The following is a 14146-nucleotide window of genomic DNA, read 5'->3' as shown; positions in this document are numbered from 1 at the left end:
CGAGCTGACGACAACCATGCAGCACCTTGTAATCTGTCCGAAGAAAAGAGTATTTCTACTCCTGTCAGACTACATTTAAGCCCTGGTAAGGTTCCTCGCGTATCATCGAATTAAACCACATGCTCCACCGCTTGTGCGGGCCCCCGTCAATTCCTTTGAGTTTCATTCTTGCGAACGTACTCCCCAGGTGGGATACTTATCACTTTCGCTTAGCCACTCAATCCGAAGATCGAACAGCTAGTATCCATCGTTTACGGCGTGGACTACCAGGGTATCTAATCCTGTTCGCTCCCCACGCTTTCGTCCCTCAGCGTCAATACGTTGTTAGTGATCTGCCTTCGCAATCGGTATTCTAAGTAATATCTATGCATTTCACCGCTACACTACTTATTCTAACCACTTCACAACGATTCAAGACAACCAGTTTCAATGGCAATTCTACAGTTGAGCTGCAGACTTTCACCACTGACTTAGCTGCCCGCCTACGGACCCTTTAAACCCAATGATTCCGGATAACGCTCGGACCCTCCGTATTACCGCGGCTGCTGGCACGGAGTTAGCCGGTCCTTATTCTTACAGTACCGTCAAGCTGCTACACGTAGCAGTGTTTCTTCCTGTATAAAAGCAGTTTACAACCCATAGGGCCGTCATCCTGCACGCGGCATGGCTGGATCAGAGTCTCCTCCATTGTCCAATATTCCTCACTGCTGCCTCCCGTAGGAGTCTGGTCCGTGTCTCAGTACCAGTGTGGGGGATCCCCCTCTCAGGGCCCCTACCTATCGTAGTCTTGGTAAGCCGTTACCTCACCAACAAACTAATAGGACGCATACTCATCTTGTACCGTAACCTTTAAAATTCCTGTGATGCCACAAAAACTTACTATGGGGTATTAATCTTCGTTTCCAAAGGCTATCCCCCAGTACAAGGTAGATTGTATACGCGTTACGCACCCGTGCGCCGGTCGTCAGCAAGTAGCAAGCTACCTCTGTTACCCCTCGACTTGCATGTGTTAAGCCTGCCGCTAGCGTTCATCCTGAGCCAGGATCAAACTCTTCATCGTTAAATCTTAAATATATTTATACAACTTATCGAGCTCTCTCAAATTAATTCTCAGGTGTTATTCTTAGTTTAGTTATTCAATACAGTTACTGCAAGTTTCCAAGTAGTAACCATACGCTGTCAATTTCAATATGTCAATGAACTCCCCAATAAAGGGATTAAAATCTTTGTACCTATATTATAGGTTAAAATCTCTTTGTAGATGCGAAGGAGTCGAACCCTCTTCTGTATTCCAAATCACCTTTTTTAATGAACTAATTCTCTAAGCGGCTGCAAATATAATACTGTTTTGCAAACTAACAACCCCTTTGTGAAAATATTTCAATTAATTTTAAAAGAACTTTTCTGCTTCGTTTACAACAAACTACGTTGCTTTCCTAAGCGGCTGCAAATATACTACCTTCCTAATGTTACGACCAAACTATTAATCAAGTTTTTTGCATAAAAACACATATTTATTCATAACCTCCTGCACACCTTCAAATTACAAAATAATTATTTTTGGGTTAGCGATTGATGCGGCATCCTTTTTTGCCATTTAAGCAAAAAAGATACAGCGGAAAGCGCGGTCATTGTGCCATAAAAGGCATAATGAAACACCAAAACCTTAAAAACAAGTGGGAAAATAACAAGCCTAAATTTAAGAGCGAACATCTAAAGTACTGCTTTCTAAAGGACTACACAAGTGTTGTGATACTAATTATTTTTCGGTCTTTTTATTCCAATGAGTTGTAAGGTCAAAATAGTCTAATGGGAAGGCTGGTTTTTGACGATCAAGACGATTACTTTGGAAACTTCGCTCTAGGATATCTTCTATTAAATAGTCTTCTTTCACTTCAAAAGGCAAGTATTCTTGCTTGATGGATATGTCAAATATATTTGCCGTGGTGTTATACCAGAACGCGCGCCACCCTGTACGGAGGTCCTTAACCAGATCATACGCGGTAATACCTGTTTGTCTATGGATAAGCTTTACTAGTATCTGCCCCTCTGTTCGGGTAAACTTCTTGAGTTTTTCTGAGAACTCTCCTTCTATATATTTCTGGATACGCCTTGTGTAGGTTTTTCTGTCACGCTTATTTTCTATTTGCTCGAGTCTGGTATGCATCGTATTCAATCTTTCTGTAGCTAGTTTTGCATAAGGGTACACCTTACGTGTTTTACGACGTAGTATCAAATAACGACGACGGTCTTGCTTGTTATTAAACTCCAGTTTATTAAGCAATACCACTTCTTCTAAATCAATAAACTCTCGCGGAATAGAATCTCCCTCTATCATATAATAAAAGGTCTCCGTGCTATCTAATTTCTTCTCAACGTATTTCTTGTCTTTCTGTGCCGAAATATGAAGGGTTGATAAAAAGAGCGCACTATATAGTAGGTATGTTAGGATATGTTTCAATTTCTGTTTTATATAATGATAGGATATACTTCTAAAATCGTTCCAAAATTAAATAAATTGTATGATGCAGACTTCTTATAAATCCCTAATTTTGGTCAAAACATAAAATAAGCTCAAATGGCCAAAACTATATTAAATAAAAAATCGCTCGCTTTTCTAGAGAAATATCTTAACAATGCGGCACCTACAGGATACGAATGGGAGGGACAAAAAATATGGATGGAATACCTTACACCCTATGTAGATGAGTTTATTACGGACACCTATGGTACTGCAGTGGGAGTTATTAATCCTAAAGCGAAATATAAGGTAGTTATAGAAGGTCACGCAGACGAAATCTCTTGGTATGTAAACTATATAAGTGATAACGGGCTTATCTACGTCATACGCAATGGTGGTAGTGATCATCAGATTGCTCCTTCTAAGATTGTGAATATACATACTAAGAAAGGGATTGTAAAAGGAGTTTTTGGTTGGCCCGCAATCCATACCCGTAACAAATCTAAAGAAGAGGCACCAAAGCCTGAAAATATTTTTATTGATATAGGGGCAAAAGATAGTGATGAAGTTGGAAAAATGGGCGTTCATGTAGGTTGTGTTATCACCTATCCAGATGAGTTTCATGTACTAAATGGCGACAAGTTTGTATGCCGTGCTTTAGACAATCGTATGGGAGGCTTTATGATTGCCGAGGTTGCTCGACTTTTAAAAGAGAATAAAAAGACATTACCTTTTGGGCTTTATATTACAAACTCTGTGCAAGAAGAAATTGGATTACGCGGAGCTCAGATGATTGCAGAACGTATTAAGCCTAATGTGGCGATTGTTACAGATGTGACACATGATACGACGACCCCAATGATTGACATGAAAAAACAAGGGAATGTAGAAATAGGCGCTGGACCAGTTGTGGCATTTGCTCCTGCTGTGCAACAAAAATTACGTGACCTAATAACGGACACCGCAGATGCTAAGAAGATTCCTTTTCAGCGTGCTGCTTTATCTCGTGCAACTGGAACAGATACAGATGCTTTTGCCTACAGTGGTAGTGGTGTTGCTTCTGCCCTGATCTCTTTACCTTTACGCTATATGCATACTACCGTTGAAATGGTACACCGTGATGATGTGGAGAACGTAATTAAACTTATTTATGAAACATTACTTAAAATGAAAGACGGAGATACTTTTAGTTATTTTGACTAATTCAAAGACGAACTTGGCTTTCGCCGAAATCTTAAACCTTCAAAAGACGTACGTTTTTTGAAGGTTTTATTTGTTAATTGTGTAATTGAACTGATAATTTAAAAGGATAGTCGAAAACTTCATTGATTAATTGGCTCATAACTTATTCTTAATTCCCACTTAATTATATTATTTTTAAATAAAATTAAAATTATGAAAAATTTATTATTATTTAGTCTTCTAACAGTGCTTGCTATTTCCTGTAGTACAGAAGAAAATTCAGATACAAATCAAAATTCATCAGACTTATCCGTACTTGTAAACACAAATGTTTATGGCACATATACTGGTATATTTTCAACATTAGACTCTGAGTTTAGAGGGGTTATCGATGTTGTTATACCTGTAAATGGTTCTGACCTGTTTAAATATAAGGCTCCAACTGCAATATTGACCTTAGAAAATGGAAAAACAATAAAGGCTACTTCATTTCAAGAAGCCGTGAGTGGTCAAGCAATTTCAAATATGGTGTTTGAAAATACTGAATTGTCTTTATTATATTCAGTAGATGCCAATGGTTCAAATTCCAAAATTTCCAATGTAGTGTTCAACAATGTTGCTTCTGATATAAGGATAGCAAAAAATATAATTGGTAAGACTCCTGTAAATCCTTTAACAGGAACTTTTTCTTGTAGTGACTGTAAAGGCCATCCTAATTTAACTGATAACGCTGAATACACCTTTAGTCTTATGTTTATTACAGGTGATGATGGAAACAAGACGGATGTTGTTTCACAAATAATGATACCCGGCGCAGTAAACAGTCCTTTTGGGTCTAATGACAATACCCAAGGCCCTGTAGCTACAGGTACCAGTAGAATGTTGTCTACCGTAAGTGGTGCAGAAATTGACATTAATTTAAACTGGAGTGCTTCTTATTTAAAAAGCAACTCTGAAAGCTGTAATGCAGCCATAGGCACTTGGTCATTAAATAGTACCACCGTAGGTGAGATTATAGAAGGTGTTTTTTCAAGCACAAACGCAGACGACTGTAAAGAAGTTTTTATAAATGCAAACTTTAATACTTTTGCAGGTGCTGGCTTTAGCCCAACCCCAGCTCCTGGACAAATAGATTCAAATTTAATTATTTTTACCGGATTTAGCGATGGAGATATGAATTACGGAGACACTAAAACAACGGGAGATTATAATAGAGGTATTGCTAATGCGGGGGTTACAACTGGCGGTATTTATGCAGGAGTTGTAACTCCAGGAGACCGTTGTTTATTAATTCAACCAGGAGGTAGCGACTTTACACCGGGGAGTATAACGGTTAGAGCTCTAAACGAAGGTGGTTTAGACTTTACAAATGTGCAAGTACAAGCAGATGTAGTAATGAGAAATGACCAAACAAGGTCTACTTCTATTTCTCTAGAATATTCTACAGATAATATAACCTTCACTCCAATTCCTGGCGTGTCTGCGATTAATACACCATTAGCAGCAACTGGAAGTGATATTGTGATAATAACGGCTTTTGATAGAGTAATTCCTGTAAGCCTAGCAGATAATGATTTTATATACCTTCGAGTCTTAAGTGACGACAATGGTGGCTCAGGTAGTAGAGATGAAATAGGAATTGATAACCTTAAAATCTTCGCATACTAATAAAATTTAATTTCCATTTCTTTAAAAGGCTGCCAATCGGTAGCCTTTTTTCTATATTTGACTCTTTCAAAATAGCCTGTGCTTTTTAATTCATTCGATTTTGGTGTTTTTTTAATTATCGTCTACTTGCTTTATTGGGCTATAGGCGTGAATAAGCGTGTATTCCAAAACGTATTACTTCTTGCGGCAAGCTATTTCTTTTACGGCCTATGGGACTGGCGTTTTCTAATCTTGATTATTGTGAGCTCTCTCATAGATTTCTATGCTGGAAAGGCGATCACTAATTCATCTAAAAAGGGCGCTAAGAAGTTGTATCTCTGGATTAGTATTCTTTGGAATCTTGGAGTACTCTTTACCTTTAAGTATTTTAATTTCTTTATACAAAACTTTACAGACCTTTTTGGACTGGACGTCCCAGAAACCGGCTATCACTTTATCAATGTGATCATACCAGTTGGACTCAGTTTTTACACCTTCCAGACAATGAGCTACACCATAGACGTTTATCGGGAGCGGTCTAAGGCAACAAATAATTTACTGGAGTTTTTATGCTTTGTGAGCTTCTTCCCTCAACTAGTAGCGGGACCCATAGAGAGAGCAAGATCATTATTGTGCCAATTTGAAAAAAAACGAATCTTTAATTTTCAAAACACTAAAGAAGGATTAAGACAAATTCTATGGGGACTCTTTAAAAAAATAGTAGTTGCAGATAATGTGGCGGTCGTTGTAAACACCTATTTTGATGCACCCCAAGATTATGGAAGTCTCACCATGTTGTACGCCTCTACCCTATTTTTCTTTCAGATCTACTGCGATTTTTCTGGGTATAGCGACGTGGCGATTGGTACGGCAAAGCTATTTGGCTTTAACTTAAGTAAGAACTTTAATATTCCATACTTAGCAAAAACTGTTTCAGACTATTGGCAACGCTGGCACATCACGCTCACAAGATGGTTTACAGATTATGTGTACGGCCCTATAGTAAAGAACACGAACCGGAGTTACACCATGAAAACCGTGGCCTTGTTTATCACAATGATGCTCATTGGTTTATGGCACGGTGCAAACTGGACGTTTGTACTATTCGGTTTAATACAGGCAGTATTCATAGCGATGGAGCGAATTCAGTGGAAGAGAAACGGTAAAACATTCACGCTGGCAAAGGGGTTAAACAAAGCGCCATTTATAGTAAACTTTATCTATACGAGTGCTATTATCATTGGCTCTGGTATCTTTTTTAGATCTAGAGACTTAGACCACGCCTTGCTTGTATATGAACGAATTTTTAGCTTTTCGGCCAGTCCAGAATTTTCGTTAGTTATTGGTTATAAAGTGTGTATAGTGCTTATTTTAATGGCTACGGAAATAGTAACAAGATTTAAAAATTACCCATTATTCGAATTTGAAAAACACATAAATAGACCCATACGCTGGGGTATATATTACGTGTTCATATTCATTATATTTAGATATGCAGGACCGACAGAACAATTCATCTATTTTCAGTTTTAGCAAAGAGCAGGTGTCTTTGATAAAGCAGATCACGGTATTTTTTATACCCGTGGTGCTTTGCTATGCAGTATTAGAATGGAGCGTTATTATCATCCCTATGAGTTATGATAAGGTTCAACAACAGATTACTACAAAACCAGATGCTATTAAAGTAATGGTTCTTGGATCATCACAAATGCAAGCGGCAGTAAATCCTGCATTTCTTGACAAGGTCACGGTAAATTACGGGTCTAAATCTCAACACCATAAAGAGGATAATCATATTATGGAGCAGAGTATGGTTCGTTTTCCTAATCTAGAAACTATTGTCTTTGAGCTATCTTATGCGCATTTAGAAATACCGCACAATGGCAAGGATTTTTGGAAGAACACTATTTATTTAAAGTATTACAATGTGAATGCCTTTGAGCGCAACACCTATTTTAAAGATAAATTAGTCTTCCTTTCAAGCCCATCAATGTATGCGAAAAAATTTACACAGTACTACCTAAATGATGACGACCAAGAAGAATACAATCAATACGGCTATCACACCAACAACTTTAAGGGAGCCTTCAGTGATCTAGATTATAACGATGAGAAAATTACCTTGAGAAAATTTAGAATTAGAGATAGAGAGAGCCTTGCGAATTTTGCAATCAACACTCCTTTTTTCTATGACATGATTCGCACAGCAATTGCAAATAAAAAGAAGGTCATTATTAGCTGCATACCTACCTACAAAACATATTTAAACAAACGAAATCCTGCCATATTGAAAAGAAGAGATTCTATCTTGGAGGACATTCGTTTAAAGTTTCCGGAAGTGCGATTTTTTAACTTAGAGTTGGACACCATTACGTTTAGAGCACGTGACTACTTAAATGAAAATCACCTGAACCCAGATGGAGCAGAAAAATTTACTAAAAAACTTAACCAGGTTTTAAATGATTAATATTTCAGAAAAAAGGAAAAAAGGTCTACTTGTTCTAGTCCTATTATTTAATGCAATGTGGAGTTTTGGACAAGAGCAATACAGCAATTTTGTGACTGCAGAATATACCATTGGTAAGACTTCCATTACAAATACTGGATTCCCAGATGTAGGCCTACATCAAGCTTGGTTTTTTAATTTTGGGTCATTTCAGAACACCAACAAAAATGAATGGGCACATAGATTGAACCAACCTAAAACCGGAGTGAGCTTTGCCTTTGCAAGATATGGACAGGATGATATTCTTGGGTACTCTGTTTCTGTAATGCCTAATATTGAGTTGGGTATTGGCAGTAGTGACTTTGGGATACATCTGGCTTTTGGAGCGGCATACTTTAATAAGCGATTTGATCTAGATGAAAACTTGTTTAATGAAAAAATAGCGACGCATTTAAACTACTCGTATCGAGCAATGCTATACTATAACCTGAGCCCTGAATCGAAAACCAATTGGCGCTTAGGAGTTGGGTACTATCATCAATCTAATGGACATACGCGCTTTCCAAATCAAGGACTCAACTCGTTTACGGCTTCAATAAGTGCGGCATTAGGGGTTACACCAGAACGTCAAGAAGGAAAGTTCGTCGATAAAAAAGAGTTTGCAAACACTAAAAACTTTTTTGTTTCTGCGCGAAGAGGTATTGGAGTGAATGCCTTTACAGAAGTTCAAAATGACAAACGTCCAGTTCAGATCACATCTGTATCTGCAGGGTTAATCGTTAATAAAACCTTCAAGTTTGGAATCGGGGTTTTTCATAAATTTTATAGACATTATTATGATTATATTAATTTAGGTGAAGATTTACTTCCAGACTATCCTCAACTAGCGGACCAACCCTATATCAACGCTTCTGCCATAGGCGTTTCTGCCATAGGAGAATTTCAATTGAATCACATAGGGATGGAAATTGAACTTGGTTTCAATATAAGCAAACCGTTTTTTGAGATAGACTATATTATTAATTCTGGGTATTCCTTTACAGAATCCTATCCAGGCGTAGGCCCTGTTACGTTTAGAATCCTTGGCGAGATAGATAGTTTTTATTATTTAAAACGTCTCATATCTACGCGCATGGGTCTTAAATATTATCTGGTAGGAACGGAACAAAACCCAACCCATAACATCTATTTTGGTGCGCACATTAATGCAAATCTAGGGCAGGCAGATTTTAGTGAAGTGAGTTTGGGATATGTTTATTCTATTCCGCTTAAATTAAATAGACAAGGTCTGTAAATCTTTAAATTATCATGCATCTTTGCTAAAAGAATAAGAATTAAATATGAGAACTGAAACAAATAATAAAAACTGGAACGCAGTAAAAACAAACGACTCCTGGGCAATTTTTAAAATCATGGGTGAGTTTGTGAATGGATATGAAAAGATGAGCAAAATAGGACCTTGTGTTTCTATTTTTGGATCTGCGCGTACGAAACCAGATCATAAATATTATAAGCTTGCAGAAAACATTGCTAAAAAAATTACAGAACACGGCTATGGAGTAATCACTGGTGGAGGACCAGGAATTATGGAAGCTGGAAACAAAGGGGCACATCTTGCAGGAGGTACTTCTGTTGGACTCAACATCACACTCCCTTTTGAACAACACGATAATCCATACATAGATGGAGACAAAAGTATCGACTTTGATTACTTTTTTGTTCGTAAAGTAATGTTTGTTAAATACTCACAAGGCTTTGTCGTAATGCCAGGAGGAATGGGAACACTCGACGAGTTTTTTGAAGCCTTCACTCTTATTCAAACGCATAAAATAGATAAGTTTCCTATAATTCTTGTGAGTACAGATTTCTGGTCTGGTCTTATAGAATGGATTAAAAAAACGGTCTTAGAAGAAAACAATAATGTAAGTCCTGGCGATCTCGATCTTATTCATCTGGTAGACACAGAAGACGAAGTACTAGCAATATTGGACGACTTCTATAATAAATTTGATCATAGTCCTAATTTCTAAACTAATGCACACCTCACATTCTATAAAACATTCTTTAATCACAGCGGTATTATGCTTTGTATCTGCCACATTATTTGGTCAAGAAACAATCGACACCATGTTTTATAACTTACTAGAATACCCATCTGCATCGCCAGCGAACAGAAGACAGATTTTACAAAACATTCTAGTAGATTATAGCCCAGATATTTTTATGGTCTGTGAGTTAGAATCAAATGAAGGCAGTAATGATATTCTAGATTTTTCTTTAAACGGAAATGTAAATTCATACAGTGCTGCTCCTTTTGTAATCAATCAGTCTGGGGATGGCGAGTTACAACAAAATCTCTTTTATAGGTCTTCTAGGTTTTCCTTGATCGAACAAAACATAATCACCACAACCGTAAGAGATATTAATCATTACGTATTGCGTTTACTTACTGAAGAGGCAGATACAAACCCTATTGAACTGCACATATTTGTTGCTCATTTAAAATCGAGCGACGGTGGTGCTAACGAGGCAATCAGGTTTGAGATGATTACAGAATTTGTAGACTTTCTTGATACGTTACCAGCAGACAGTAAGGTGTTATTTGCAGGGGATTTTAATATGTATGATGCAGATGAAGATGGCTATATAGAACTCTTAGATGCTACGAACAGTATCGTTTTAAAAGACCCAATAGATACACCAGGCGCTTGGAATAATAACGAAGATTTTACAGCGATTCACACACAAAGTACTCGTGTGAGTTCTGGAGGTTTTGGCGCAGGTGCTGGAGGTGGTCTTGATGATCGCTTTGATTTTATTTTGCTTTCAGAAACATGTTGAGCACGCCTAGTTTACAATATGTGGATGACACTTATAAATCCTACGGGAACAACGGGAACTGTTACAACTTAGATATAAATGACCCATCCTGCACAGGAATTTATTCTCAGACTACTCGAAGTAGATTGTATAACACAAGCGACCACTTACCGGTAGTATTAACACTACAAACAGATCAAACATTTATATTAGGCAATGAGCAATTTGAAGTTCTAGATGCGTGGACTTTAGAGAGTACCCTGGTTTCAAATGAGATTACATTTTCTTTCACTTCGGAAATTTTAGAAAATCACACCATTGTAATATCTAACATCCTTGGACAACGTGTCTCTGAGAAAAAAATAACAACAAATATGACTCAAAATATTGACGTTTCGGCATTCCCCTCAGGACTCTATTTTATTAACGCTAAGAACACCAACCTCCCTAGGTTACAATTCTTAAAGCGATAGATGGTTAGATTACTTACTCGTTTTTTGTTTCTACTTTTTTTGCTGCCGATATGCGCGCAGCAAAAGATGGACATTCGTGCATCGCTGGATGTCGCTACCCAAGAAATCACGATCGAGCAAGAAGTGTTTTTCATAAACACATCAACCCAAATATTGTCAGAACTTTATTTTAACGACTGGGCAAATAGCTTTAGTAGTAAAACTACACCATTAGCCATGCGCTTTGCGGAAGACTACGAGCGGTTATTTCATTTTGAAAAAAACGAAGACAGAGGGAAAACAACGATAAAAGCAATCACCTCAAAAAACGAGAATGCACTGTCTTGGTCTCGAGGTACTGCGGCAGATATTCTAAAGGTAATACTAGAAAAACCATTGGGAGCTGGAGAAGAAGTGCAGCTTACCCTATCTTACACTATAAAAGTACCACAAGATAAGTTTACGAAATTTGGCGTTTCTCGTTCTGGCAAATATCATTTACGTTATTGGTATCTATCGCCAGCAGTATTCGCTAACGGAGCTTGGCAAGCCTACAGCAATAAAGACTTAGGAGATCAATATACTGCACCCACAGACGTTCGTATTGAGTTTAGCTACCCAGCGGTTTATAGCTTATTTTCAGATTTAAAGAAAGAAGAGGAGCAGGTGTCTTTTGGGATTAAAACAACAATACTATCCGGTGATAATCGTGTAAAACTAAATATCCATCTTGATCAAGATAACAATGCTTTTAACAGTTATGAGACAGACAAGGTAACGGTAATCACGAGTATACCAGAAGCAAAGCTAGCCCCAGAAAATAGAACTATATTTATAGATAGAATAGTACATTTTATCGATAATAAATTAGGAGTATATCCTCAAGAAGCTGTGCTTATTTCAAATCAAGAATATAAACGAAAACCAGTCTATGGCTTTAATCAACTGCCAGACTTTATTAGCCCCTTCCCTAACGGTTTTGAATTTGACTTAGAGCACTTTAAGGCGATCACTAGCGCCTACCTTGAAAACACATTATTAGTGCATCCTAGAGACGAATACTGGTTAAAAGATGCCATCCATATTTATCTCTTAAAAGAATATGTGGACACCTACTACCCTAAACAAAAAATTATTGGAGACCTAAGCAATATCTGGGCCATAAGGTGGTCACACCTTTCTGACCTTGAGTTTAATGATCAATATCCTTTGCTGTATCAAAACATGGCTCGCAACAATATACATCAATCGCTTTCTTCTCCACTCGATTCGCTCGTGAAGTTTAACAAGAACATTGCTCAAGGTTACTATGGTGCAGAAGGACTCAGCTATCTCGCAGACTATATGGGCAAGGATACGTTAGAGAACGTCATTAAAGAATATTATACTTCAGAAACCTTAAAACTTTCTAGTGCAAGCACATTTAAAGAAAAAGTAAGCGCGGCGACAGATGTGCCTACAGATTGGTTTTTTGACGAATTTGTAAACAAACGTACCCTCTTAGATTTTAAAATTTCAGGAATAAAAAAGAGTGATGATTCGCTCACCTTGACCTTAAAAAATAAGCACAATAACATCATGCCAGTTTCTGTATATGCGCTGGATAAACAAGGAGAAATGATTGCTAAAAAATGGACAGAACCATTTGACTCAACAACCACTATTTCTTTTGAGAGACGAGATGTGAAAAAGTTTGTCCTTAATTCTGAACAAATAATCCCCGAGACCAATAACAGAAATAACTATAGAAAAATAGGCGGTGTTTTAAATCGTCCAATACAGTTTAGATTATTTCAGGATGCGCAAGATGAGCGCTTTAATCAGCTCTTTGTAATGCCGGTTTTTGAGTATAATCTATATGATGGATTGACCACTGGATTTAAGTTTTACAACAAAACGCTGTTACCAAAACCATTGCAGTATAAACTAGAACCTCAATATGGGTTTGGGTCAAAAGCGATTGTAGGAAGCGGTAATATTATTTACACAAAAATTTATGACGAGAACGCTCCATACTCAATTAGAATGGGGGTTTCTGGTAATACGTTTTCTTATAATAAAGACTTGTTTTATCGCAGAGTAACACCCTTTATGACCTTTGCATTTAGGAACGATGACCTGCGCGATAATGAAAAACAGTATATCAATATTAGAAATATTAATGTCTTTAGGGATGAGAATCCTAACGATCCTAATCAAGATCCTAACTACAGTGTTTTTAATCTTAAGTATGTGTATTCAAACCCTAATTTGATTAACTATTTTAGAGGAAATGTAGATTACGAATTGTCTTCAAGTTTTAGTAAAATATCTACTACCTTTAGTTTTCGCAAGCTGTTTTTAAATAACAGGCAACTTAACGTAAGAGCCTTTGCAGGACTTTTCATTTTTAACGAAACCCGTAATAATGGTGACTTCTTTAGCTTCGCCTTAGACCGTCCTACAGATTATCTTTTTGACTATAACTACTACGGTCGTAGTGAAGATGATGGCCTTTTTAGCCAGCAACTCATTGTGGCAGAAGGTGGTTTCAAGTCACAACTAGAACCCGCTTTTGCAAACAGCTGGATGACCACCATAAACGCGAGCACAAATATCTGGAAATGGGTATACGCTTATGGTGATGCAGGACTAGTAGGCAATCAAAGTCAAGGTACAAAAACCGTGTTCGATACTGGAATTAGATTAAGTCTAGTCGCAGATTATTTCGAATTATATTTCCCTATGTATTCTAGTTTGGGCTGGGAACCTGGATTGCCTAATTACGACCAGAAAGTACGTTTTATTGTCACCCTTACTCCTAGCACACTCTTTAGACTTTTTAGTAGAGAGTGGTATTAGCAAAAAGAAAGACAAAAAAAACAGCGTACAATTAGCCCCTCTTGCAATTATAAAATAACACTTTTCTAAACGTGAGGTAAATCACAAGGCGTAACGATTATCCTATAAGGTATTGCCTTGGTTGCCGAGCGTAGCCGAAGTAAAAGCATCCAAGCAGATGTAAATTTCAAACTGAAATTTGAAGTAAGACAGCATTGATAGAAAACCCTGTCAAGTCTTTGAGACCAAACAGCAATTTGTGACCAACACCCCAATAGCATTAACAAATACAAATGAAAGACATTCTAAACAATTAGA

General features: G+C 37.4%; 10 protein-coding genes and 1 rRNA gene (1 of these 11 cut by a window edge). 9 read left to right on the top strand and 2 right to left on the bottom strand.

The annotated features are described in order from the left end of the window. Positions 1-1060: ribosomal RNA gene (locus ABXT71_RS09735) — 16S ribosomal RNA — on the bottom strand (it extends 462 nt beyond the left edge of the window). 699 nt (positions 1061-1759) lie between these two features. Continuing rightward, positions 1760-2461, bottom strand: coding sequence for a DUF4294 domain-containing protein (locus ABXT71_RS09730; RefSeq protein WP_415371126.1), 702 nt, complete (start codon positions 2459-2461; stop codon positions 1760-1762). Between the two features lie 117 nt (positions 2462-2578). Between ABXT71_RS09730 and ABXT71_RS09725 the strand changes: the two genes are divergently transcribed. The 9 genes from ABXT71_RS09725 to ABXT71_RS09685 all read left to right on the top strand — a co-directional run bounded on the left by ABXT71_RS09725 (position 2579) and on the right by ABXT71_RS09685 (position 13849). After that, complete coding sequence (locus ABXT71_RS09725) at positions 2579-3664, top strand: M42 family metallopeptidase (protein ID WP_415371125.1); 1086 nt, start codon at positions 2579-2581, stop codon at positions 3662-3664. A 192-nt stretch (positions 3665-3856) separates the two neighbouring features. Further along, on the top strand, positions 3857-5311 hold the full coding sequence (locus ABXT71_RS09720; protein ID WP_415371124.1) for a hypothetical protein: 1455 nt from the start codon (positions 3857-3859) through the stop codon (positions 5309-5311). A 78-nt stretch (positions 5312-5389) separates the two neighbouring features. Further along, positions 5390-6823, top strand: coding sequence for an MBOAT family O-acyltransferase (locus ABXT71_RS09715; protein ID WP_415371123.1), 1434 nt, complete (start codon positions 5390-5392; stop codon positions 6821-6823). A 16-nt stretch (positions 6824-6839) separates the two neighbouring features. Then, on the top strand, positions 6840-7757 hold the full coding sequence (locus ABXT71_RS09710; RefSeq protein WP_415371122.1) for a hypothetical protein: 918 nt from the start codon (positions 6840-6842) through the stop codon (positions 7755-7757). Continuing rightward, entirely contained in the window at positions 7750-9030 is a 1281-nt protein-coding gene (locus ABXT71_RS09705) for an acyloxyacyl hydrolase (RefSeq protein ID WP_415371121.1), read from the top strand. Before ABXT71_RS09710 ends, ABXT71_RS09705 begins: the two co-directional genes overlap by 8 nt. Positions 9031-9076: 46 nt before the next feature. Continuing rightward, positions 9077-9766 (top strand): TIGR00730 family Rossman fold protein, encoded by a 690-nt coding sequence (locus ABXT71_RS09700; protein ID WP_415371120.1) that lies wholly within the window; start codon positions 9077-9079, stop codon positions 9764-9766. Between the two features lie 4 nt (positions 9767-9770). After that, on the top strand, positions 9771-10577 hold the full coding sequence (locus tag ABXT71_RS09695) for a hypothetical protein (protein WP_415371119.1): 807 nt from the start codon (positions 9771-9773) through the stop codon (positions 10575-10577). Beyond that, the gene (locus ABXT71_RS09690; RefSeq protein ID WP_415371118.1) at positions 10571-11029 is read left to right on the top strand and encodes a T9SS type A sorting domain-containing protein; all 459 of its coding nucleotides are present in this window, start codon (positions 10571-10573) and stop codon (positions 11027-11029) included. The genes ABXT71_RS09695 and ABXT71_RS09690 overlap by 7 nt, the downstream gene beginning before the upstream one ends. A gap of 66 nt (positions 11030-11095) precedes the next feature. Continuing rightward, complete coding sequence (locus tag ABXT71_RS09685; protein WP_415371117.1) at positions 11096-13849, top strand: metalloprotease; 2754 nt, start codon at positions 11096-11098, stop codon at positions 13847-13849. Positions 13850-14146: the final 297 nt, after the last annotated feature.

Origin of the sequence: Patiriisocius sp. Uisw_047 (assembly GCF_047730165.1) — a bacterium.
GTDB lineage: Bacteria > Bacteroidota > Bacteroidia > Flavobacteriales > Flavobacteriaceae > Patiriisocius.
Note: the sequence above shows the minus strand (reverse complement) of the source record. Positions and strands in the feature narration are given on the sequence as shown.